This is a genomic window from Streptomyces yongxingensis (genome assembly GCF_055597465.1).
On record NZ_CM145717.1, the window covers coordinates 1,944,871 to 1,966,511 of the forward strand.

Consider the following 21,641-nt stretch of genomic DNA (forward strand, 5'->3'; position numbering starts at 1 on the left):
TAAGAGAAGGGGTACGCCGATTGAGTGACGAATGTCTGACGCTACAGCGCGGCCGGAAGAGCACGGTGCCCGAAACGGGCTCGACTAAGATCCCTAGTTGTGCGATTTACGGTGTTAGGCCCGGTCAGGGCGTGGCGGCAGGACGCCGAACTGGAGCTGGGCCCGCCCAAACAGCGAGCGCTGCTGGCGCTGTTGCTGGTGCGGGCGGGGCAGCCGGTGGCGCTCAGCGAGATCGTCGACGTCCTCTGGGCACAGGATCCGCCGAGCACCGCGGTGAATGTGGTGCACCGCCATGTGGGTTCGGTGCGCCGGCTGCTGGAACCGGGCCTGGCGGCGCGGGCGGAGGGCAGCCGGCTGGTGCGCAGCTCCGGCGGCTACCGGCTGAACGCCGACGCGGACACGCTGGATCTGCTGCGCTTCCGGCGCCTGAGCGAATCGGCCCGGCACACCGCCGCCGAGGGGGAGCCGGAGCGGGCGGCCGAGCTCTTCACCCAGGCGCTCGCCCTGTGGCAGGGGCCGACCGCCACCGGAGTCCCCTCCGACATCCAGGCCCATCCCGTCTTCTCCGGTGTCGACCGTGAACTTCTGGCCATCGCCAAGGAGGCCGCCACCACGGCGCTGGCCTCCGAGGTCCCGGAGCAGCTGCCCACCGTGCTCCAGCAGTTCGCCGCCCACCACGCGCTGGACGAGACCCTTCAGGCCCAGCTGATCCGGGTGCTCGCCACCACCGGGCGGCGGGCCGAGGCGCTGGAGGTCTTCTCCACGGCGCGGAACCGGCTGGCGGACCAGCTCGGCGTGACACCCGGCCCGGAGTTGCGCGCCGCCCACCGCGAGGTGGTGCCCCGGTCCACCCCGGCCCCCGCCGAGCCGGTCCAGCCCACCCCTCCGGCGACGCCGCCCGCCCCGGCGGTCCGCCCGGCTCAACTCCCGCCCGATCTGCCCGCGTTCAGCGGACGCCACAGCGAACTCGCCGGTATCCACGCCCTGCTGCCCGAGGGCGCCGGGATCGCCTCACCGGCCCCGCTGGTGATCAGCGCGATCGACGGGATGGCCGGGATCGGCAAGACCGCGCTGGCCGTGCACTGGGCGCACCGGATCGCCCACCGCTTCCCGGACGGGCAGCTCTACGCCAATCTGCGCGGCTTCGATCCGACCGGTTCGATGATGTCGCCGAACGAGGCGCTGCGCGGATTCCTCCACGCGCTGGGGATTCCGCCGAACCGGGTGCCCACCGGCCTGGACGCCAAGACCGCGCTGTACCGCAGTCTGCTGGCGGGGCGGCGGATGCTGGTCCTGCTGGACAATGTGGTGGACTCCCAGCACGTACGGCCGCTGCTGCCCGGCTCCCCCGGCTGTCTGACCATCGTCACCAGCCGCAATCAACTGCACGGTCTGATAGCGAGCGAGGGGGCCCGTCCTCTTACTCTGGGGCCGCTGTCCCCGGCCGAGTCCCATGAGGCACTGGTCCGGCGGCTGGGCACGGACCGGGTCGCCGCGGAGCCGCAGGCGGTGGCGACCATCATCCGGCTCTGCGGGCGGCTGCCGCTCGCGCTGGCGGTGGTGGCCGCCCGCGCCGCGACCCGTCCCTCCTTTCCCCTTTCTTCTGTCGCCGCGGAGTTGCGCGAGAGCCACGGCAACCTCGACGCGTTCGCGGGCGCCGATCCGAGCACCGACGCGCGGAGCGTCTTCTCCTGGTCCTGCCGGGCGCTGGAGCCGGAGGCCGCCCGGCTGTTCCGGCTGCTCGCCCTGCATCCGGGGCCCGAGATCTCCACCGCGGCGGCGGCGAGCCTGGCCGGGCTGCCGCTCCGGGTCACCCGGGCCCTGCTGGCCGCGCTCACCCGCGCCCATCTGCTGGTGGAGCACGACCCGGGCCGCTACACCTTCCACGATCTGCTGCGGGCCTACGCCATGGAGCTGGTCCAGGACCATGAGGCGGAGGAGATCCGCCAGGACGCCCGGCACCGGATGTTCGACCACTATCTTCACACCGCGCGCACCGCCGCCACGCGGCTCGCCCCGCACCGGACCGAACCGCTGCCCGTGTCCCCGGCCAGGCCCGACGCGGCGCCCGAGCACCTCGGCGGCCAGGACCGCGCCGAGGCATGGCTCTCGGCCGAGCGCCGCGTACTGCTGTCGGTCGTCGAGCACGCACGGGACCACGGCTTCCCGGCCCACGCCTGGCAGTTGGCCGTGACGCTGGAGCTCTTCCTGGACCGGCGCGGCCACTGGCAGGAGCAGACCGCCGTCCAGCGCACCGCGCTGGGGGCGGCCCGGGCCCTGTCCGATCGGCTCGGTCAGGCGCACAGCCACCGCACCCTGGGCTTCGCCGAGGGGCGGCTGGGCCGGTACGAGGAGGCGTACGGCCATCTGGAGCGGGCGCTGGAGCTGTTCACGGAGCTCGGCGAGCGGGGCGGGCAGTCCCGCACCCTGCGGGCCCTGGCCTTCCTGGCCAACTGTCAGGGCCGCTACCAGGAGGCGCTGGACCACTACCGGCCCGCGCTCGGCCACTATGTCGCCCTGGACCACATCAGCGGACGGGCCAGCGTGCTCAACGAGATCGGCTGGACCCACATCCTGCTCGGTGAGTACGAGCACGCCCTGGCCCGCTGCCGGGAGGCCGTCGAACTGCACCGGCGGATCGGCGACGCGTCCGGCGAGGCCGCCGCGCTGGACAGCCTGGGGTACGCGTACCACCACCTCGGACGGTACGAGCACGCCCTCACCTCCTACGGCCGGGCGCTCGCCATCTACCGCGAGATCAGCGACCGGTACCTGGAGGCCGACACCCTGCACCACCAGGGGGACACCCGGTTGGCCCAGGGCGATGTGGCCGCCGCCCTCACCGACTGGCGGCGGGCCCTGGAGATTCTCCAGGAGCTGAACCACCCCGATGCCCGGGTCCTCGACGGCAAACTGGGGCAGTACCGGCAGTCGCCGCATCCGGCCTCGGCTCTGAGCAGATGACGGGGCCTGGTGGGCGTGGTCTTCCGCGCTGTCGCATCCACGGCGGGGCGCCTCCGGGTCGTCGGGACGGTGTGCGGCCGGGCCGCTCGGGCGCGGCCGTGCACCGGGTTCTCCCTGCCGTACGTACGGGCCCGGCGAGTTGCTCAACCGGGTGGGAAAAATCTTTGTGAGCGCCCTCCGGAGGGCGGCCGCGCAGGGTACCAGCAGGTAATGATCTCTGTCCCGGCTTTATTCACTAGTGATGAGGTCTCCACGACCGAGCCACACGAGGTACTAGCGTCCGGTGTCACTCCGAACCAAGGAGGGCGCTGTGCCATCAGCAAACCTCACCAGATCCATCGCCTCCAGCCGTACCATCGGCACCGGTCTCATCATCGGGGCGCTCGCCGTCACCCTGGCGGCGATCCTCATTCCGGTGTCGTTGTTCGGTGAGAGCAGCGTGGCCCAGCCGCGCAATGGCGTCACGGACGACGGCGGTGGGACGGTCAGCACCCAGTACGGGCCGCTCACGGCCACTGACCGGGACTTTGTCCGCAAAGTCAGGCTCGCCGGAACGTGGGAGCTCCCCGCCGGGCGCCTTGCCCAGGAGCGCGGCGGTCGGGACGCCGTGAAGACCGCCGGTGAGCATCTCATCGAGGGACACACCGAACTCGACCGCCGCTCCGAAGAGGTCGGCCGGGCTCTCGGAATCCAGCTGCCCAGCCAGCCCAACGCACAGCAGCAGGGCTGGCTGAACGAGATGACCAACGCCGGCAGCAGCGCCGAGTTCGAGCGGGTGTTCGCAAACCGGTTGCGCGCCGCTCACGGCAAGGTGTTCAACCTTGTGGCGCAAGTGCGAGCCGAGAGCCGCAACTCCATGGTCAGATCTCTGGCCACCAGGGCCAATGCCATCGTTCTCGACCACATCACGGTCCTCGAGGACACCGGGCTTGTCGACTTCGACGCCCTCTAACGACTAAGTGAAGTGATCTTATGAGGCAACAGACCCACAAACGCGGGCGGTTCACGAACAAGACCGTCGCCATCGTCGCCGCGCTGGCGCTCGGCGGCGGCGGGGCCGCGATCATCGCCGCCAACGCGTCCGCCCACGGCGACAAGAGCGGCTCCGGCCAGAACAACACCGTGGCCGCGAAGGCGGGGACGATCCAGTGCCCCGATGTGGGGCAGCAGCTGAGTGACGTGCCGTCGAAGGCCCAGCCCGAGGTCGACAAGAACCTGGCCGAGCTGGACAACCAGGTGGCCAAGGCGTACCAGCAGATGAACCAGCAGCAGGGTTCGAACGACGCCGTGCTCTCGAAGCTCAACGACGACCGCTCCCAGACGCTGAACAACATCGGCTCGGCCATGGGCGGCGACAACTCCCAGCTGCAGGGCATGGCCGACTGCAAGTGGCAGGAGGTCGCCACCCAGGCCGGCAACCAGAACGGTCAGCAGCAGGGCGGTCAGCAACAGGGCGGCGACCAGCAGGGCGGTCAGCAGCAGGGCGGCGACCAGCAAGGTGGTCAGCAGCAAGGCGGCGACCAGCAAGGTGGTCAGCAGCAAGGCGGCGACCAGCAGGGCGGCGAGGGCGCCAACGAGGTGCCCGGCAACGCCGGCGGCCAGGCGGGCAACGGCCCGTCGCAGGACGACTTCGTCGACATCACCAAGGTGCAGCCGAACGTCAAGCAGCCGCCGCAGGCCCAGGGGAACGGCTCCACCGGCACCTTCTCCTCGGAGTGCGGCGTCGGCGACCCCGAGCTGCGCAACAGTGACAACGTCATCGTCGCGCCCGGTGTCGGCAACGGCGCCCACCACATGCACGACTACGTGGGCAGCGACAAGAACGACGCCTTCGCCAACAACCAGACCTTCGAGCAGGGTGGCACCTCCTGCGCGAACCAGGACGACAAGTCGACCTACTACTGGCCCGTGGTCCGCGCCCAGGACGGCAAGGACGAGGCGGACGCCGACCAGCTCGGCGGCGGCCAGGAGGGCAACGTCGGCACGATCCTGACCCCCAAGAGCTCCAAGATCGAGTTCAAGGGCAACGCGCAGAGCAAGGTCACGGCCATGCCGAAGTTCCTGCGCATCATCACCGGTGACGCCAAGGCGTTCACCAACGGCGACAAGAACGCCAACGCCTCCTGGAGCTGCACCGGCTTCGAGGACCGTCAGCTGACCGACAAGTACCCGCTCTGCCCCGAGGGCAGCTCGGTCACCCGGACCTTCGACTTCCAGAGCTGCTGGGACGGCCAGAACATCGACAGCGCCAACCACCGTGACCACGTGGCCTTCGCAGGCGAGGACGGCTCCTGCCCCAACGGCTTCAAGGCCATCCCCCAGCTCGTGAACACCATCACCTACGACGTGCCGGCCAACACCCCGTTCGCCGTGGACGGCTTCCCCGAGCAGTTGCACAAGCCCATCACGGACCACGACGACTTCATCAACGTGATGTCGGAGGACCTGATGAACGAGGCGGTGGACTGCATCAACAGCGGCAAGCAGTGCGGCTGATGGAACACACTCACCAGGCGCGCGTCGGCCGGAAGGCCGGCGCGCGCCGCGCTGTCACCGAGCACTTACACCAGACCGCGGACGACGACGCGGCCACCGACCCTCCGGCGGCGGAGCATCCGGACACCGAGGGGTTCCCGGGACCGGAACATACCGACCGACCGGTCCGTCCCCCCTCGGACCAGGAGCTCACCCGGCGGTTGGCGGAGGGCTACCGGTCGGGCAGCAGCAGTCCGGCTGCGGCCGACCTGCTCTACCGCCGCCACCACCCGGCGACCCTTCACTACGCCCGGACCTGCTGCCGTGACCCCCATGACGCCGAGGACCTGGCCTCCGAGGCGTTCTTCCGCACCTTCCAGGCCGTTCGCGCCGGAGGCGGTCCGCGGGGCCCCTGGCGGCCGTATCTGCTCACCGTGGTGCGGCATACGGCGATGGAGTGGAGCGCCGGGGAGCGCCGGGTGCTGCTCACCGCCGACTTCGAGTCCTGGCGGCAGCACGCGTCCACGGCCGACCCCCAGCAGCACCTGGTGGCCCGGGAGGACCGCCGGTTGCTCATCCGCAGCTTCCGGGGGCTCCCCGAGCGCTGGCAGACCGTGCTGTGGCTGACCCTCGTGGAGGAGGAGTCCCCGCACCGGGTGGCCATGGTCCTGGGCATCTCCCCCAGCGGGGTGACCTCGCTGGCCTTCCGGGCCCGGGAAGGGCTGCGGGAGTCGTATCTGCGGGCCCATCTGGAGTCGGCGCGCGACGACCGGTGCCGGCACTACAGCGGCCAGATCGGCGCCTCGGTGCGCCGCGGCGGGGTACGCGGCCGGGCGCTCGCGCGCCATCTCGCCGAATGCGCCTTCTGCTCCCACGCCTACCGCGAACTCCTCGGCCTGAACGCCGCGATGCGCACGGCCCCGCGTACGGCGGCGCCCGCCGGGGCGAGGGGCTGAACCACCCCGCTCCGGCGATCCCGGCGGGCTCCCGGAGCCGCCGGGGCAGCGAAAACCGCCGACCGCGTGAGCGCGGCCGGCGGTTCGCCTTCTGCCGGCGACAGTCCCGGTCAGAGTCCGTTGACGCGCGCCTCCCTGGCGATGCCCAGCGGCCGGACGCCGGGGGGCGCGCCGGTACGGGCCCGGCGGCTCACCCGGGACGCGTGGCGCCGTATCCGGTCCATCTGCGCCATCAGCCTGCGGCCGCGCAGCGCCATCTCCAGCTCGAAGCGTATTCGGGGGTCCCGGAGGCCGGGCCCGAAGAGCTTCTCGATCTGGCGCAGCCGGTACCGCACGGTCTGCGGATGCACCTTGAGGGCCTTGGCCGCCTCGGGCGCGCCACCGCCCTCCAGCCAGGCCAGCAGCGTCATCTGCAGGCGCTCGCTCTGCCGGGGGGTCAGCCCGACCAGCGGCTTGAGCCACCGGGCGGCCAGCGCCCGCACCAGTGACTCGTCCTGCAGGAGCAGCAGCATCGAGAGATGGTCGTCGACGAAGAGCACCCGGGCCTCGGGGCCGGAGCGGGCGGGCGTCAGGGTCAGCAGGCGCCGCGCCCAACGCACCGAGGAGGCCGCGTCGTTGAGCGGAACCACATGGCCCACGGCCGCGGTACGGCCGCGCAGCGCGGTCTCCAGCGCCGCCCGGGTGCCGGGCTCGGCCGGGGTGGTTTCCCGCTCCGGGTCCTTCTCGCCCTCCTGAGCGGCGGTGGTGCCGGTGTCCGCGGTGGGTCCCGGGTCCGCGTCCGGGTCGGGGATCAGCAGGCACAGTTCGTCGCCGACCGCGCCGATGAGGGTGTCGCCCAGCACGGCGGCCAGTTGCGGGGCCTCGCCCGGGGTGGGCAGGGCGATGGCCTGCACCGTCTCGGGAAGCGGCCAGCGGGCGGCCCGGGAGAGCTCCACCAGGGTGCGCTCGGAGACCGCCACCTCGCCGATGAGGGCCTCGAACAGATCGCGCCGGGCCCGCTCGGGCGGCACCTCGGCCAGTGCCTCCTCACCGGAGGCGGCGGCCTGCTCGCCCGCGCCGTCCTCACCCGCCCTGCGGTGGCCGAGTGCGGTCAGGAGAGCCTGCTCGACTCCCCATCGGACCTTGTCTCGCTCAGAGTCCTCCAGGAGTTCGGCGAATCCCGGAATTCTGTGCCGAAGGTTCTCAACCACCTCGTCGGCCAGGGACGGGAGTTCATTGCGCAGAACGCGGGTCCACTCGCCACGGGGGCGGGACCAGATGCGGTTCACGAGTTCGCCCATCATTACCTCGTTCTTGCCGGGGGGAGACCTGGCCGTTGGGGGGTCGGTCAGGTCCGTGGAGGTTGCCTCCGTCACCGGTTCGTCCAGTACCGGTCAGGGAGTCGAGGGTCCTCCGCTACGTCATAGAGGACCCCGCCCCCTCCCGGTCCCGACACTTTGCCGGTTCTTTGCCATTGAGATGACAGTGGATCAGCCGGGGACGGTGTGGGCACGGTTCGTCCACGAGAAGTTGTCACGTTACGACAAATCTTATGGAGATCACGTGTACTTCCGAGAAGCTGCTGCCCCCAAGACGACTTTGACGTATCTCGTCACCCGCGCGAATCCGCGCGATCGGGAGGCTCCAATGTCCATGTCCCAAACGCCGATCCCCTCCTCGCAGGGGCGTCACGGGGGACGCCGAGCTCGTGGCGGACGACGAGCCGCTCGCCGGACCCAGCAGCATGATCCATCCGGGCTGGGATGGCCACGCAGTATCCGGATCTATGCCATCGCCGGCACCATCGCACTGTCTCTGTACGTGACATGGAGCGCCGGCGCGTTCTCCAAGATGTTCGTGTTCCTCGACTTCGGCGCGGGTGTGCTCGCGCTGGTCTGTCTCACCTCGGCGGTGCTGTGGGGGCTCGCCGCGACCGACCAGATGATCCTGCACACCAAACAGCGGCTGCTGGCCCAGGCCATCCACCGGGCGGCCGCGGTGGCCGGACTGCTCTTCCTGGCCGTTCACATCTGGGTCAAGGTCGCGGAGAGCCACACCAACGCCGCGTCCATCGCGATACCGTTCGCTGACGCAAATCAGCCGGTGCTGATCGGGCTCGGCACCATCGCCGGCTATCTGTTCGTGATCGCCGCGGTGACCGGTGCGGCCCGCAGCTCGTTCGCCTCGAGGGGCAACTCCCGGTGGCGGTACCGCTGGTGGCGGGCGCTGCACGTGGGCGCCTACCCCGCGTGGTGCGCCGCGCTGATCCACGGTCTGAAGGCGGGACGCGCCGCCAAGATCTGGGCGACCTACGGCTACATCGCGGCGCTGGCCGGTGTGGCCATCGCGCTGTGGCTGCGGCTGGTCCAGCGGCGGCGCCAGGACATCGACCGGGCGGACGGCATCGAGGTCAGGAACCCGCCCGCCCGCAGCATGCAGGAGGGCCGGACCCGGCGGGGCGATCCCACCGTGCCGCGCCCCCGTTCGGCCGAGCCCGGACGGCGTGACAGTCAGCCGCTCGGGGCCTCTCGCGGGTGGGACCGGTGATCACGACCAAACCCAGGCTCGCCTGTGTCGATCCGCCCCGGCTGCTGGCCGGGCTCGACGAGGTGTACCGGCTCGACCGGGTCGGCCATCTGACCGTCCACGGCACCATGCCCGCCCTCCGGGCGGACGAGCTCGTGGCGCTCGCGGAGAACATCGATCTGCGCGGGCGCGGCGGCGCCGGTTTCCCCTTCGCCAAGAAGGTCCAGGCCGTCGTGGAGTCGGCCGGCCGGCGCGAGGGCCGCTGCGCCGTGGTGGTCAACGGCAGCGAGGGCGAGCCCAGTTGCCTCAAGGACACCGCACTGCTGCTGCACACCCCGCATCTGGTGATCGACGGCGCCGTGCTGGCCGCCGAGGCGCTCGGCGCCGAGGAGGTGGCCATCGCGGTGCACCGCAAGGATGTCGAGGAGTCGGTGGCCGCCGCGATCGCCGAGCGCGGCCCCAGTGGCGTCCCGGTCTCGGTGAACGTCACCGACGACCGGTTCGTCGCCGGTGAGGGCGGCGCGGTCATCAACGGCATCAGCGGCGCCCCGGCCATCCCCAACGGCCGGAAGATCAGGACCAGCGACAGCGGTCTCGGCGGGCTGCCCACCCTGCTGTCCAACACCGAGACCTTCGCCCAGCTCGCGGTCGCCGCGCGGATGGGCGCCCTGCCGTACCGCTCGGTGGGGCTGCCCACCGAGCCGGGCACCACGCTGCTGACGGTCGGTGGCAAGTACGTGATGGAGACGCCCACCGGGGTGCCGCTGACCTACATCCTGGAGCTGTGCGGCCTCACCCCCGGCCAGGCGGTGCTGGTGGGCGGCTACCACGGCAAGTGGCTGGACCCCAAGAGCATCAACGCCGCCACCATCTCCCGGGAGTCCATGAAGAAGTACGGCGCCCGGCTGGGCGCCGGGGCGGTGCTGCCCATCCCCGAGAACACCTGCCCGCTCGGCGAGACCGCGCGGATCGCGCGCTGGCTGGCCGCCGAGACGGCCGGTCAGTGCGGGCCCTGCTTCATCGGGCTGCCCGCGCTCGCGGACGCCATCGGCCAGGTGGAGCGCGGCGGTGGCCAGTCCGCGATCGACAATGTGCGCGCCTACGTCAACTCGGTGAAGGGGCGCGGGGCCTGCAGCCATCCCGATGGCACCGCCGGTTTCGTGACCACCGCGCTGGACGCGTTCCCCGAGGAGTTCGAGGCGCATGCGCTCGGCGCCGGCTGCGGACGGCCCACGATGGGGGTGCTGCCGCTGCCGGAGAACGCGCTGCCGCCGGCCCTGCCGCCCGCCCCGCTGAACCCCGCGGCGCGCGACGAGCGCCGCCAACGGGGGCCGATGGAGAAGCTCCTGGTGGACTGGTCGCTGTGCCAGGGCCACGGGCTGTGCGCGGACATCCTGCCGCCCGAGGTGCTGACGCTCGGGATCGACGGCTATCCGGCCTCGGCCAAGATGGACGTGCCCCGGCAGCTGCGGGCGCAGGCGGTCCGCGCGGTCCGCCGCTGCCCCGCCCTGGCGCTGCGCATCGAGGAGTAGCGAGGGGACGATCCAGCCGCACCACCACCGCGACGGCCGTGAGAAACGGCCGTCGACTGCTGTGCGCTCAGCGATCCGGCGAATTGTGCGTCCGGTGACAAATTCGCGAGCCGCTGAACGCCGGTCCGCACGGGCTCCGTATGGACATGGCGTCGGCGCAATCACCGCCGGACCGATCGAGATTGCAGAGGAATGGTCATGGAGAAGCGGCGTCACATCGCATTCGCCGGGGTGTCGGTAGCGATGGTTCTGCTGACGGCGGCTTGCGGCAGCAGCAAGGACAACAGCGCGGGCAGCGCCAATGTGCAGCCGGCGGGTGGCAGCCAGACCGTGGGTGCGGGGGCCTCCGCGTCGGCGGGCGCGGGGGCCGCGGCCGGTGCCGGCAGCGGCTACGAGGCGGGCGGTGACACCGGTGCCGGGGCGGGCGGCGAGGCCGAGCGCACCGGTCCGGCGAAGCAGCTGGCGGTCAAGGAGGACGCCAAGCTGGGCAAGTTCGTCACCGACAGCAAGGGCTGGACGCTCTACCGGTTCGACGAGGACACCCCCAAGCCGGCCAAGTCCAACTGCAACGACGACTGCGCCACCAAGTGGCCCGCGGTGCCCGCGGACGACGCCGCGGCCACCACCGGTATCGAGGCCGGCAAGCTGGGCTCGGTCACCCGCGCCGACGGCACCAAGCAGCTGACGCTGGCGGGCTGGCCGGTCTACCGCTTCGCGGGCGACAACAAGCCCGGTGACACCAAGGGCCAGGGCGTGGGCGGCACGTGGAACGCGCTGGCGCCCGACGGCAAGCCGGCCGGCAAGACCGCGGCCGCGGACGACAGCCTCCAGCTGATGGTCAACAACAACGCCGAGCTCGGCAAGATCATCGTGGATGGCAAGGGCATGACCGTCTACCGGTTCGACAAGGACAGCGCCTGGCCGATGAAGACCGGCTGCCTCGGTGCCTGCCTGGACACCTGGAAGCCTGTCAAGGCCGTGGACACCACCAAGGTCGCCGGGGTCGACGCGGCGAAGGTCACCTCCTTCAAGCGCCCCGACGGCACCAAGCAGGCGGCGTTCGACTGCTGGCTGCTGTACACCTTCACCGGGGACAAGAAGCCCGGTGACATCAACGGCCAGGGTGTGAAGGGCACCTGGTTCGCGGTCACCGACAAGGGCAAGAAGGCGGGCCAGTAAGGGAGACGACCACTACTTTTGGTCCACCGCGGCGGGTGGCCCGAGGCATCAGAGCCCGGGCCGCCCCGCCGGATTTTCTACGGGAGGTTGTTGTGTCACTCGCTCTCCGTGCCACCGCGGTCGGCGCGGCCCTGCTGTTTCTGGCCGGCTGCGGTGGAGGCGATCGGACACATGGCGCCGGCCACGAGCAGAAGAAGGTGTCCCCCGCCACCAAGGAGTTCGCCAAGCCCGGGAAGCCCGCGCCGCTGACGAAGATCGCCGACGCCATCGGGTGCGAGGCCACGATCATCACCGAGGCGGAGGAGCTGCGTCAGGGCTCCTGCGGGTCCGGTCAGAAGCGCTACACGATGGTCACCTTCGCCACCGACAAGGGCCAGCACGACTGGCTGACCACCTCGAAGGACTACGGGGGCATGTACCTGGTCGGCAAGCGCTGGTCGGTCACCGGCCTGTCCATGGGCTCGCTGGAGCCCCTGCGCGAGAAGATCGGCGGATCCCTCGAGAAGGGGATGTCCATGTCCCACGGCGGGTCCCATGGCGGGGCCGAGACGGGGGACGGCATGGAGGGCATGGACGGCTCGGCGGGCGCCGCGGGTCACGACGGGAAGAAGTGACCCGCGGCGCCCGCCGACCAGGCGGTGAGCGTGGCTTGCGCCCCTCAGGCCGCCCGGGAGTCCGCCCACTTGACCAGGACCGGGTCGGCGAGGGTGGAGACCCACACATCGACCGGCGGGGGCTCGTCCACCGGCTTCCGCGGGCCCACGCCGAGCACCCTCAGCCCGGCGCGCGAGGCGGACAGAAACCCGCAGTGGGAGTCCTCCACCGCGAGGGCGTCCTCGGGGGCCGCTCCGCACAGCCGGGCGGCCTCCAGATAGACGTCGGGGTGCGGTTTGGGCCGCACGTCCCCCTCGGGGACCAGCACATGGCCGAAGTACCGCAGCAGCCCGGCCTTGGCGAGCCCGTCCTCGACGACGTCCCGCGGGCAGTTGCTGGCCACGGCCAGCGGTGCGAAGGCGGCCGCCTTGGCGACCAGTTGGGGCGCCCCCGGCATGGTGACCGGGTCGTCGGCCACCAGCCGGCGGAAGGCGTCCAGGAGTTGTTCGGTCATGTCGTCGGCGAGTTCGGGGCGCCCGGCGAATTCGGCCAGCATTCGGCCGCATTCGGTGTAGTGGAGCCCCTTCGTGCGCCGCGCGAACTCCTCGTCGGGGGCGGTTCCGTGGCTTCTGAGGACCACTTCGCGCGCCTCCTCCCAGTGTCGTTCGGAATCCATCAGGGTGCCGTCACAGTCGAAGACGATGGCGGCTGGGGTCCATCCGAGAAACTTTTCGGCTGTCATCTGTCTGCCGTTCCATGGGAGGTGGAGGAATCGGCGCAGGGGATGCCTGTACCTGCGGGGGCCGCGGGGTGGAAAGCGTCCTGGCGGCTTATGAGGGCGCTGTGCGCCGACCGCTGTTGTCGTACAGGCCGTGGGGTTCGCCTGCCCGAAACATAACGATCACTACGTTAGTTTGATGACCCGTGGTAAGCAAGAGGCTACTGAGCGTCGGCGTTTTGTTCGTCGTTCAGGCTGTTCGTCGTCATATTGTTCGTCGCACGGCGTGTTCGTCACTCAGAGGTACTGGAGCACGCCGACCGCCGTGCAGATACCGGCCTGGCGCAGCCGGAAGACACACGTCCGGCCGTGGGAGGTGCACTCGACCACGGCCGGGGGATACGACTCGGTGAAGCGGATCGCCTTCATCCGGCAGGCGACGGGCCGGGTCAGCGCCCCGCCGGTGGCCAGCGCCGCGGCCTGACGGGCACCCTCCAGCAGCACCAGGCCCGGCACATGGTCGCTCCAGTGGTCGAAGAAGAACGGATGGCGGGGGTCGGCGGGGTCGAGGTAGACCACTCCCCCGTCCCGCACCACCAGGACGTCCCGGGCCGCCGGAACCGCCAGTTGCGCAGGTGAGGGCCGTACCGCGGCACGCAGTCTGCGGCGCGCGGTGTGCCCGTGGGCGGCGGCCCGGGTCTCCGCGTAGGTCGTGCCGTCGAGGAAGCGCGCGGTGCCCCCGGCCCATGCGAAGAGCTTGCCGCCCGCCGACAGCACGACATCCAGCCGCATCCCGGTGACGAAGCGTCCGCAGGGGCTGGTGCGGATGTCGGTGACGGCGGCCCGGCAGGTGATGTCGGAGGCCCCGTACGGCGCCCGGGGCTCGGCCTCGGGGTCCAGCCGGTAGGAGATGTCCCGGATCAGGAAGTGTGCCCCCGCGGGCACCGCGTAGTACCGCGTGGGAATGTAGATCCCCAGCTCGCGCAGGGTTTCCGCGATCATCAGGGGATGATGGCGGCCGTCTCCGCCGTGCGGGAAGGTGGGATGAGACCTCGGCCACTGGGCCGCGGCCTCGAACCGGTTGTCACCGTGGTCGCGCACATCGGTGAGCAGCACCTCGGCCACCGAGACCCGGTGCACCGCCTCCCGGGCCACCGTGCGGGACCAGCTGAGCGGCCGCCCGGCGGGACCGGACGGCTCCGAAAGGCCATGAGCCTCACGAACGATCACCATAAAATACTAATAATGTTTGACCTGTCTCGCCTCATCACCATCTCAGGCCGAAAGTCCGCTAAGTTCTCCCCGTCACATCCGACGGGCTGGTGTAAGGACGGCGAACACGTGCAAGAACGGGCGGAGCAAACACGCCGATCCCTTCTGGAGGCCGCAGCGTTCCTCTTCGACGAACGGGGATACGCGGGAACGAGCATCAGCGACATCACCTCCCGGTCCGGCCACACCAGCGGCGCGATCTATTTCCATTACACGAGCAAGGAAAGGCTCGCCCTCGCCGTGGTGGAGGAACACTTCGCCACCTGGCCCCCGCTGATCGAGCGCTTCGCCGCCCTCGACGCGCCACCCCTGGAGCAACTCGTCCGGCTCAGCTTCGCGGTGGCCCGCGCCTTCCGCGATGACATCGTGGTGCGGGCCGGAGCCCGGCTGTGGGCCGAGCGCACCCTGATCGAGGCGCCCATGCCACCGCCCTTCGTGGGGTGGATCGACGCGGTGGGACAGATGATGGAGAAGGCGCGCGCCGAGGGCGACCTGGCCCCGCATGTCGATCCGCTGCCCGCCGCCCGGACCGTCGTGTGCGCCTTCTTCGGGCTGCACACCGTGTCCGAGGCGCTCGACGGGCGGCGGCTGGTCGAGGACCGGCTGGCCGATCTGTGGACCCTGCTGCTGCCCTCGCTCCAGGCCCGGCCCGGGGACACGGCGGGGCTGCTGGCGCTCGCCCGCGGCGACGCCGCGCCGCCGTCAGAGTGAGGCGCCCGCGCACATCACCAGCGTCTGGCCGGTGACCGCGCCGCCCTCCGGGCCCAGCAGGAACGACGTCAGCCCCGCCACCTCCTCGGTGCGGACCAGCCGCCCCAGCGGGGGCATCACCGGCGGGGTGCGACTACGGCCGGGGTCCCGCAGCATGGGGGTGTCCGTCGGCCCCGGCGCCACCACGTTGACCGTGACCGCCCTCGGGGCCAGCTCGGCTGCCCAGGACCGGGCCAGCGCGGGCAGCGCCGCCTTGGTGGCGGCGTACTGGCTCTTGCCGGGGACGCCCGTCATCGTCCGGCTGCCCACCAGCACCACCCGGCCGCCGTCCGCGACCCGGTCCACCAGCGTGTCCACCAGGACGCCCGCCGCCTGCACATGGATCCGCCACATGAGGGACCCGTCCTCGGGGTCCAGCTCCCCCAGCCGCGCCGAGCGCTGAACGCCCGCCGCGTGCACGATCGCGTCCACCCCGGACACCGGGGCGAGCACCTCGGGGAGGGTCTCCGGCCGGGACAGATCGGCCGGGATCCAGTGCAGCCGCGTCGCCGTGTGCGCGGGGGCCGTACGGCTGATCCCGGTGATCCGCCACCCCTCGTCCAGCAGCCGGGCCGCGATCGCGGCGCCGATACCGGAGCTGACACCGCTGACCACGGCGTGGCGGGGCTCAGCCATCGGCCGCCCAATCGGGTGCGACGCGGACGTACTTGATGGCCTGGCGGTGGTAGGTGTACGCGATGTGCAGCGTGCCGTCGGAGCCCTGCCGGATGGTGGGGTAGGACAGCTCGCGGTTGAGCCGATCGCGTGAGTTGTTGGTCAGGCAGTGGCCGTCGCCGGTGTCCAGATCGCGCCGTACGGGCCAGGTCAGGCCGTTGTCCGAGGACAGCGCGAGGGTCATCGGGGCACGGGGCGCGCCCCAGAAGGCACCGGGCGCGGAGTCGTCCGGCGCGGCGGCCGACGGGGCCGGGGCCCGGCTGGTCCCGCCCTCGTCGTCGATCTCGTCGTAGAGGGAGACGCGGCGGGCCGTGGCGTCCGCGCGGCTGCTGTGGTTGTAGACCAGCGCGAGCCGTCCGTCGGCGAGCGGGACGTACTGCACGGAGGAGTTGTTGTTGGGCAGTTCGGTGCGGACCGGCTCGCTCCAGGTCTCCCCGCCGTCGGTGCTGTGCGAGCGGTACACCGCGTCCGCCCAGCGGCTGCGGAAGAGGGCCAGCAGGGTGGTGTCCGGCAGTTGGTGGACGTTCATGTGCACACAGCCGGTCGAGCCCGGCACCGGCCGCTCACGCCAGGTCCGCCCCTGGTCATCGCTGATCATCACCGCGCTGGTGTCGCGGTCGCCGACCCATTTGACGCCGGGGGTGGCCACGCAGTGGAACACCGGCAGCAACCACCGCCCGGAGTCCAGGACGGCCACCGGCTGACGGATGAACACCCCGCCCGCCTCGGTGGCCGGGAAGAGCGTACGCGGCGCGCCCCAGGTGACACCCGCGTCGGCGGACACCCGCAGCCGGACCTCGGCGGTGTCCTGATCGCCCGCCCGCTGGGCGGTGTACAGCAACCACAGCTCCCCGGCGGGGGTCGGGAACAGCAGCGGGTTCTGCTCCGAGCGGGTGTCGTCGTCCGAGAGCCGGACCGGGTCCGTCCAGGTGTCGGCCCCCGGGGCGAGCCGGGAGAACCACACGGAGATGTCCGGCACGCCCTCCTGCGTACCGCCGAACCACACACACCCGAGGTCCCCTCCGGGCAACACGGTGAGGTTGGCGGCATGGTTCTGCACGGCGGGCGCGGGCAAGAACGCCTCCTCCCGCCCCGGGTCCCCCGGGCGCGCCCGAAGCCGCCCGTCCGTCAGCGGTATCGCGGTGTCATCGTCGGCGGTCATGGTCGCCGGGCTCCTCATGGTTGTGGTGGTACGCAGATGTCTACGGTCGGGCGGCATGGCTCGTCGCCACCCGGGAGCACGCCCCGGAGGGCGTTCCGGGCCGGCGGCCAGAGCCCCGGCTCGGCGGCGACGCGCCGCCCGACGGATGTCCGGGGTCCATGTCCCGACGGGTGTCCGGGGTCCAGGGGCGGGGCCCTGCCACGCGGCGGAGCCGCATATGGATGCTGCGGGAAGGGGCGGGGCGGGAAAAGACCCATGCCGGCTACCGGTTGTACGCGGGCATCGGCCCCCGCAGCCGCGCCCCCACCTCGTCGCACGCCGCCGCCACATCCGCCGGGAGGGGCCCCGCCGCCGCGGCGGCCAGGTTGGCGCGGAGGTGTTCCACACGGGAGCCGCCGAGCAGCAGCGCGTCCACCCCCTCCCGCCCGAGCAGCCAGCGCAGCGAGAGGTCGACGAGCGGGATGCCCGCCTCCTCGGCGATCCCGGACAGGCTCCGTACGGCCTCGAAGAGGCGGGGGTCCCAGTAGCGCCGCCGGTACATCTCGGCCACCCGCGAGTCGCCGAAGCGGCCCGACTCCGGCTGCCGGTCAAAGGTATGACGCCCCGTCAGCAGGCCACCGCCCAGCGGGTTGTAGACCATGGTGCGCAGTCCGCTGCCGGCCGCGTACTCCCGGTACTCCTCCTCGATCCGCCGCGCCAGCAGGTTGTACAGCTGCTGGGCCACCGCCGGGCGCGGCGCGCCGACCCGCTCGGCAGTGTGGGTGATCTCGGCGATCTGCCAGGCGGCGTAGTTGGAGACGCCGAGCGCGAGGATCTTGCCCTCGGTGACGAACTCGGCGACCGCGCCGAGGGTCTCCTCCAGCGGCGTGGAGCGGTCGGGCTGGTGCAGGTAGAACAGGTCGACATGGTCGGTGCCCAGGCGGCGCAGGCTGCCCTCGAGGGCCGCGCGCATCCCGCGCGCGGACAGCGGTGAGTGGCCGCCTGCGTCGGGGTGTGGCATACCGGCCTTGGTGGCGAGCACGATCCGGTCGCGGCGGCCGGGCAGCAGTTCGGCCAGGATCGTCTCGGTGGTGCCGCCCGCGTAGGCGTTCGCGGTGTCCACCCCCGTCACCCCGGCGTCCAGCGCGGTGTCCAGCATCGCGGCGGCGCCCGCGCGGTCCACCGTGTCACCGAAGGTCATGGTGCCGAGCACCAGCCGCGAGAGCGGCACCGGGATCCCCGGCAGGGCGACCCCGCCGGGGGACGCCTGGCTGGTGGTGTGGGTGTGCGCATGCGCGTTCACTGCGTCACTCCTGGTTCCTGGTCGCTCGCGATGGATTCCTGGTCGGTCGCGATCGCGGACACGAGGGCGCGCGGTTTGCGTCCCCGCATGGTCGTCGGGTCGAGCGCCGCCCGCCGCAGCGCCCGGGTGTAGGGGTCGGCGGGCGCGGAGAGCACCGTGCCGGTGGGCCCGGATTCGATGATCCTCCCGGCGCGCATCACCACCACCTCGGAGCTGATCTCGCGGACCACGCCGAGGTTGTGCGAGATGACGATGTAGGCGAGCCCCTGTTCGGCCTGGAGCTCCCGCAGCAGTTGGAGCACCTGGGCCTGTACGGAGACGTCCAGCGCGGAGGTGGCCTCGTCGCACACCAGCAATTCGGGGCCGCTGGCCAGGGCGCGGGCGATGCCGATCCGCTGCCGCTGGCCGCCGGAGAACTCGGCCGGGCGGCGCTGGAGCGCACCGGCGGGCAGCCCCACCTGGTCGATGAGGGCGGCGGCGCGGCGGGCGCGTTCGGCCCCGGAGCGCATGCCGTTCAGCCGCAGCGGTTCGGCCACGATCTCCTCGGCCGTCAGATGCGGGTCCAGAGAGCCGTACGGATCCTGGAAGACCATCTGCACCCGCTTGCGCAGCGGGCGCAGCCGCCGTTCGGGCAGGCCCGCGATATCGGTTCCGTCGAGCAGGATCCGGCCCCGGGTGGGGCGCAGCAGCCGGACGATGGAGCGGGCGATGGTGGACTTGCCGCAGCCGGACTCGCCGACGACGCCGAGCGCCCCGCCCGGCGGGACGGCGAAGCTGACGCCGTCCACCGCGCGGAAGACACCGCCGGCGACCGGGTATTCGACCACCAGGTCCTCGACGGCCAGCAGGGGGGTGGTGTTCACAGCGCCTCCTCGGTGACGGCGGCGGGGGTCTCGTCCCAGGGGCCCAGGGTGGGCACGGCGGCGAGCAGATCGCGGGTGTACCGCTCGCGGGGGTGGTCCACGATCTGTTCCACCGGTCCCGACTCCACGAAACGGCCGTCGCGCATGACGTGGATGCGGTCGGAGACCAGCCGGGCCACCCCGAGATCGTGCGTGATCATCAGGATGCCGATGCCGGTGCGTTCCTGGAGTTCCATCAGCAGGTCGAGGACGCCCGCCTGGACGGTGACGTCCAGCGCGGAGGTCGGCTCGTCGGCCACCAGCAGCCGGGGCTCGGCGGCCAGGGCGATGGCGATGAGGACGCGCTGGAGCATGCCGCCGGAGAACTGGTGGGGGTAGGCGCCCCAGCGGGTCTCGGGGCGGGGGATCCGCACCCGGCCGAGCAGTTCGACGCCCTTGGCACGGGCGTCGGCGCGGGACATCCCCGGGTGGCGCAGCCGGAGTGCCTCGCCCAGTTGCCGGCCGATGGTGTGCACCGGGCTGAGCGCGGTCATCGGGTCCTGGGGGATCAGGGAGACCCCTCGGCCGCGGATCCGCCCGGCGGCGGTGGCATCGGCGATGACGTCGGCACCGAAGATCCGGGCCGTCCCGGAGAGGACGGCGAGCCCTTCGGGCAGCAGCCGCAGCAGCCCCATCGCGGTGGTGGACTTGCCGGAGCCGGACTCGCCGATGATGGTCACGGTCTCGCCGGGGCCGATGGTGAAGCCGACCCCGTCGACCGCGCGCACCACACCGCGGTCGGTGATCAGCTCGATCTGCAGGTCCTCGACCTCCAGCAGCGGGGTGCTCGTCGGGTCGCTCGTCGTGTCGCTCATCGGGAGCCCTCCGTCGTACGCCGTCGGGTACGGTCGCGCAGTCCGTCGCCCAGCAGGTTGACCCCGACCACCAGCAGCACGATGACGAGGCCGGGCAGGGTCACCAGCCACCAGGAGGTGGTGATGTAGTCCTGGCCGTCGGAGATGATCCGGCCCCAGGTGGCGAACGGCCGCTGGGGGCCGGCGCCGAGGTAGCTGAGCGCGCTCTCCAGCAGGACCGCCTGGGCGAGCAGCAGCAGGACCACCAGCGACGCCTGACGGACGATGTTGGGGATGACATGGCGGGCCAGGATGGCGATCCGGGGCAGCCCCAGCACCTGGGCCGCGGCCACATACGGCTTCTCCCGCTCGACCAGCACCAGCGACCGGGTCAGCCGGGCCACCTCGGGCCACTGGGCGATGGCGATGACGCAGGTGATGACGGTGACGGAGGGGCCGAAGAGGGCCACGACGAGCAGCAGCATCATCAGCAGCGGCAGCGACATCTGGGCCTCCAGCAGCCGGGAGACGACGGCGTCCACCCAGCGGCCGTAGTACCCGGCGGCGGCGCCCGCCACGATGCCGATGAGGCCGGAGACGACGACGGCGAGCACCCCGACCGTCAGGGACACCTGGCCGCCGTGCAGCACCCGGGAGAGCACATCGCGGCCGAGCTGGTCGGTGCCGAAGAGATGGCCGTCGGTCAGCGGGGCGAGCCGGCGCCGGGAGAGGTCCTGGTCGCCCGCGCCGGGCAGGGGCAGCACCTGGGCGAGGGCCACGGGCACCACGACCAGCAGGGTGCACACCGCGCCCGCCCACAGCTTGAGGCTCGCGCTGCGGCGGCGCCGGGTGGCGGCGGCACGGGCCAGATCCCTGGCGGTGACCGCGCTGGGGCGGGTCCCGGGTCCTGCCCGCACGGGGGCCGGGGGTTCGAGGGCGCCTCGCATCTCAGGCCGCCTTTCCCAGGCGTACCCGCGGGTCGAGCAGCGGGTAGGCCAGGTCGATGAGGAGTTGGACGAAGACCGCCAGCGCGGCGGTGACCAGCACGGTCGCCTGGATCAGCGGATAGTCGCGGGTCTCCAGCGCGCGGACGACCAGCGAGCCGACCCCGGGCCAGCCGAAGACCACCTCGACCACCACGACGCCGTTGAGCATGGCGGCGAAGCGGGTGCCGAGCGCGGTGAGCACCGGGATGGCGGAGTTGCCCATGGCGTAGCGCCAGGTCAGTACGCGGGTCGAGACCCCTCGGGAGCGGGCGACGGTGACGTACGGCGAGGCGAGCGCCGCCACCATCTCCCGGCGGACCAGCCGGGAGATCAGCGCCATCTGGAGGATCGCCACCGTCACGGTGGGCAGCACCAGTCCGCCCCAGGTGGTGAAGCCGGAGGCGGGCAGCACCGGGACGGCCACGGCGAAGAGGGTCAGCAGCATCACGCCGATCCAGAAGTCCGGCATGGACTGCCCGGCGATGGTCAGCACATTGGCGCCCAGCTCCCGCTTGGTGTCGGCGCGGCGGGCCATCCACACGCCGAGCGGCACGGCCACCACCGTGGTGAGGGCGATCGCGGAGAGGGAGAGGGTGATGGTGTACGGCACCCGGTCCAGCACCACGTCCAGGGCGGGCGCGTGGAAGGAGTAGCTGGTGCCGAGGTCGCCGGTGAACAGATCGCGCAGGAAGAGCCCGTACTGGGTGAGCAGTCCGCGGTCGAGGCCGAACTGCTCCCGGATCCGGGCGAGGTCCGCGCTGGAGGGGTTGGGCCCGGCCAGGGCGGCGGCGGGGTCGCCGGGGGCCATGCGGACCAGGACGAAGACGGTGGAGAGGGTCAGGAAGACGGTCAGGACGCTCTGGCCCAGGCGGCGTATCAGATAGCGCGTCACGGC

The 21,641-nt window shown here is 71.8% G+C and carries 19 protein-coding genes; 9 read left to right on the plus strand and 10 right to left on the minus strand.

Annotated elements, in window-relative coordinates; translation table 11 throughout:
• Positions 1-111 precede the first annotated feature (111 nt).
• The 4 genes from ACZ6TD_RS07705 to ACZ6TD_RS07720 all read left to right on the plus strand — a co-directional run bounded on the left by ACZ6TD_RS07705 (position 112) and on the right by ACZ6TD_RS07720 (position 6,395).
• The gene (locus tag ACZ6TD_RS07705) at positions 112-2,964 is read left to right on the plus strand and encodes an AfsR/SARP family transcriptional regulator (protein ID WP_471351825.1); all 2,853 of its coding nucleotides are present in this window, start codon (positions 112-114) and stop codon (positions 2,962-2,964) included.
• 310 nt (positions 2,965-3,274) lie between these two features.
• Positions 3,275-3,916 (plus strand): DUF4142 domain-containing protein, encoded by a 642-nt coding sequence (locus ACZ6TD_RS07710; protein ID WP_413805698.1) that lies wholly within the window; start codon positions 3,275-3,277, stop codon positions 3,914-3,916.
• Positions 3,917-3,936: 20 nt separating this feature from the next.
• On the plus strand, positions 3,937-5,460 hold the full coding sequence (locus ACZ6TD_RS07715; RefSeq protein WP_471351826.1) for a DUF1996 domain-containing protein: 1,524 nt from the start codon (positions 3,937-3,939) through the stop codon (positions 5,458-5,460).
• Between the two features lie 200 nt (positions 5,461-5,660).
• Positions 5,661-6,395 carry an RNA polymerase sigma factor gene (locus ACZ6TD_RS07720; RefSeq protein ID WP_471351827.1) on the plus strand — a complete coding sequence of 245 codons (735 nt, stop codon included), beginning with the start codon at positions 5,661-5,663 and terminating at the stop codon, positions 6,393-6,395.
• Positions 6,396-6,505: 110 nt separating this feature from the next.
• On the opposite strand, the gene ACZ6TD_RS07725 is transcribed toward ACZ6TD_RS07720, so the two are convergent.
• Positions 6,506-7,678: a PucR family transcriptional regulator gene (locus tag ACZ6TD_RS07725; protein WP_471351829.1), complete on the minus strand. Its 1,173-nt coding sequence runs from the start codon at positions 7,676-7,678 to the stop codon at positions 6,506-6,508.
• Positions 7,679-8,195: 517 nt separating this feature from the next.
• Here ACZ6TD_RS07725 and ACZ6TD_RS07730 point away from each other — a divergent pair.
• From ACZ6TD_RS07730 to ACZ6TD_RS07745, 4 genes are all read left to right on the plus strand, one after another.
• Positions 8,196-8,921: a hypothetical protein gene (locus tag ACZ6TD_RS07730; protein WP_471351830.1), complete on the plus strand. Its 726-nt coding sequence runs from the start codon at positions 8,196-8,198 to the stop codon at positions 8,919-8,921.
• Complete coding sequence (locus ACZ6TD_RS07735) at positions 8,918-10,432, plus strand: NADH-ubiquinone oxidoreductase-F iron-sulfur binding region domain-containing protein (protein ID WP_471351832.1); 1,515 nt, start codon at positions 8,918-8,920, stop codon at positions 10,430-10,432. Before ACZ6TD_RS07730 ends, ACZ6TD_RS07735 begins: the two co-directional genes overlap by 4 nt.
• 198 nt (positions 10,433-10,630) lie before the next feature.
• Positions 10,631-11,611: an SCO0930 family lipoprotein gene (locus tag ACZ6TD_RS07740; RefSeq protein ID WP_471351834.1), complete on the plus strand. Its 981-nt coding sequence runs from the start codon at positions 10,631-10,633 to the stop codon at positions 11,609-11,611.
• A gap of 92 nt (positions 11,612-11,703) precedes the next feature.
• Positions 11,704-12,225: a hypothetical protein gene (locus tag ACZ6TD_RS07745; protein WP_471351836.1), complete on the plus strand. Its 522-nt coding sequence runs from the start codon at positions 11,704-11,706 to the stop codon at positions 12,223-12,225.
• A 44-nt stretch (positions 12,226-12,269) separates the two neighbouring features.
• On the opposite strand, the gene ACZ6TD_RS07750 is transcribed toward ACZ6TD_RS07745, so the two are convergent.
• Both ACZ6TD_RS07750 and ACZ6TD_RS07755 read right to left on the minus strand, forming a co-directional pair.
• Entirely contained in the window at positions 12,270-12,947 is a 678-nt protein-coding gene (locus tag ACZ6TD_RS07750) for an HAD family hydrolase (RefSeq protein ID WP_471351837.1), read from the minus strand.
• A gap of 273 nt (positions 12,948-13,220) precedes the next feature.
• Positions 13,221-14,156 carry a ScbA/BarX family gamma-butyrolactone biosynthesis protein gene (locus ACZ6TD_RS07755; protein ID WP_471351838.1) on the minus strand — a complete coding sequence of 312 codons (936 nt, stop codon included), beginning with the start codon at positions 14,154-14,156 and terminating at the stop codon, positions 13,221-13,223.
• Positions 14,157-14,264: 108 nt separating this feature from the next.
• On the opposite strand from ACZ6TD_RS07755, the gene ACZ6TD_RS07760 reads away from it, so the two are divergent.
• On the plus strand, positions 14,265-14,906 hold the full coding sequence (locus tag ACZ6TD_RS07760) for a ScbR family autoregulator-binding transcription factor (protein ID WP_471351840.1): 642 nt from the start codon (positions 14,265-14,267) through the stop codon (positions 14,904-14,906).
• Here ACZ6TD_RS07760 and ACZ6TD_RS07765 read toward each other — a convergent pair.
• The 7 genes from ACZ6TD_RS07765 to ACZ6TD_RS07795 form a co-directional block, all read right to left on the minus strand.
• On the minus strand, positions 14,898-15,581 hold the full coding sequence (locus ACZ6TD_RS07765; RefSeq protein WP_471351841.1) for an SDR family NAD(P)-dependent oxidoreductase: 684 nt from the start codon (positions 15,579-15,581) through the stop codon (positions 14,898-14,900). The two genes, ACZ6TD_RS07760 and ACZ6TD_RS07765, sit on opposite strands and share 9 nt — an antisense overlap.
• On the minus strand, positions 15,574-16,782 hold the full coding sequence (locus tag ACZ6TD_RS07770) for a sialidase family protein (protein WP_471351842.1): 1,209 nt from the start codon (positions 16,780-16,782) through the stop codon (positions 15,574-15,576). The genes ACZ6TD_RS07765 and ACZ6TD_RS07770 overlap by 8 nt, the downstream gene beginning before the upstream one ends.
• 262 nt (positions 16,783-17,044) lie before the next feature.
• The gene (locus tag ACZ6TD_RS07775) at positions 17,045-18,064 is read right to left on the minus strand and encodes an aldo/keto reductase (protein WP_471351844.1); all 1,020 of its coding nucleotides are present in this window, start codon (positions 18,062-18,064) and stop codon (positions 17,045-17,047) included.
• Complete coding sequence (locus tag ACZ6TD_RS07780) at positions 18,061-18,927, minus strand: ATP-binding cassette domain-containing protein (protein ID WP_471351845.1); 867 nt, start codon at positions 18,925-18,927, stop codon at positions 18,061-18,063. The genes ACZ6TD_RS07775 and ACZ6TD_RS07780 overlap by 4 nt, the downstream gene beginning before the upstream one ends.
• Positions 18,924-19,781 (minus strand): ABC transporter ATP-binding protein, encoded by an 858-nt coding sequence (locus tag ACZ6TD_RS07785; protein ID WP_471351847.1) that lies wholly within the window; start codon positions 19,779-19,781, stop codon positions 18,924-18,926. Before ACZ6TD_RS07785 ends, ACZ6TD_RS07780 begins: the two co-directional genes overlap by 4 nt.
• Positions 19,778-20,707: an ABC transporter permease gene (locus tag ACZ6TD_RS07790; RefSeq protein WP_471351848.1), complete on the minus strand. Its 930-nt coding sequence runs from the start codon at positions 20,705-20,707 to the stop codon at positions 19,778-19,780. Before ACZ6TD_RS07790 ends, ACZ6TD_RS07785 begins: the two co-directional genes overlap by 4 nt.
• A gap of 1 nt (position 20,708) precedes the next feature.
• The gene (locus ACZ6TD_RS07795; RefSeq protein WP_470013159.1) at positions 20,709-21,638 is read right to left on the minus strand and encodes an ABC transporter permease; all 930 of its coding nucleotides are present in this window, start codon (positions 21,636-21,638) and stop codon (positions 20,709-20,711) included.
• Positions 21,639-21,641: the final 3 nt, after the last annotated feature.

Coding starts and splice junctions, on each gene's coding strand:
- ACZ6TD_RS07765 (WP_471351841.1), bottom strand. CDS start 15,581: ATGGCTGAGCCCCGCCACGCCGTGGTCAGCGGTGTCAGCTCCGGTATC.
- ACZ6TD_RS07740 (WP_471351834.1), top strand. CDS start 10,631: ATGGAGAAGCGGCGTCACATCGCATTCGCCGGGGTGTCGGTAGCGATG.
- ACZ6TD_RS07785 (WP_471351847.1), bottom strand. CDS start 19,781: ATGAGCGACACGACGAGCGACCCGACGAGCACCCCGCTGCTGGAGGTC.
- ACZ6TD_RS07725 (WP_471351829.1), bottom strand. CDS start 7,678: ATGATGGGCGAACTCGTGAACCGCATCTGGTCCCGCCCCCGTGGCGAG.
- ACZ6TD_RS07750 (WP_471351837.1), bottom strand. CDS start 12,947: ATGACAGCCGAAAAGTTTCTCGGATGGACCCCAGCCGCCATCGTCTTC.
- ACZ6TD_RS07770 (WP_471351842.1), bottom strand. CDS start 16,782: ATGACCGCCGACGATGACACCGCGATACCGCTGACGGACGGGCGGCTT.
- ACZ6TD_RS07755 (WP_471351838.1), bottom strand. CDS start 14,156: ATGGTGATCGTTCGTGAGGCTCATGGCCTTTCGGAGCCGTCCGGTCCC.
- ACZ6TD_RS07715 (WP_471351826.1), top strand. CDS start 3,937: ATGAGGCAACAGACCCACAAACGCGGGCGGTTCACGAACAAGACCGTC.
- ACZ6TD_RS07790 (WP_471351848.1), bottom strand. CDS start 20,707: ATGCGAGGCGCCCTCGAACCCCCGGCCCCCGTGCGGGCAGGACCCGGG.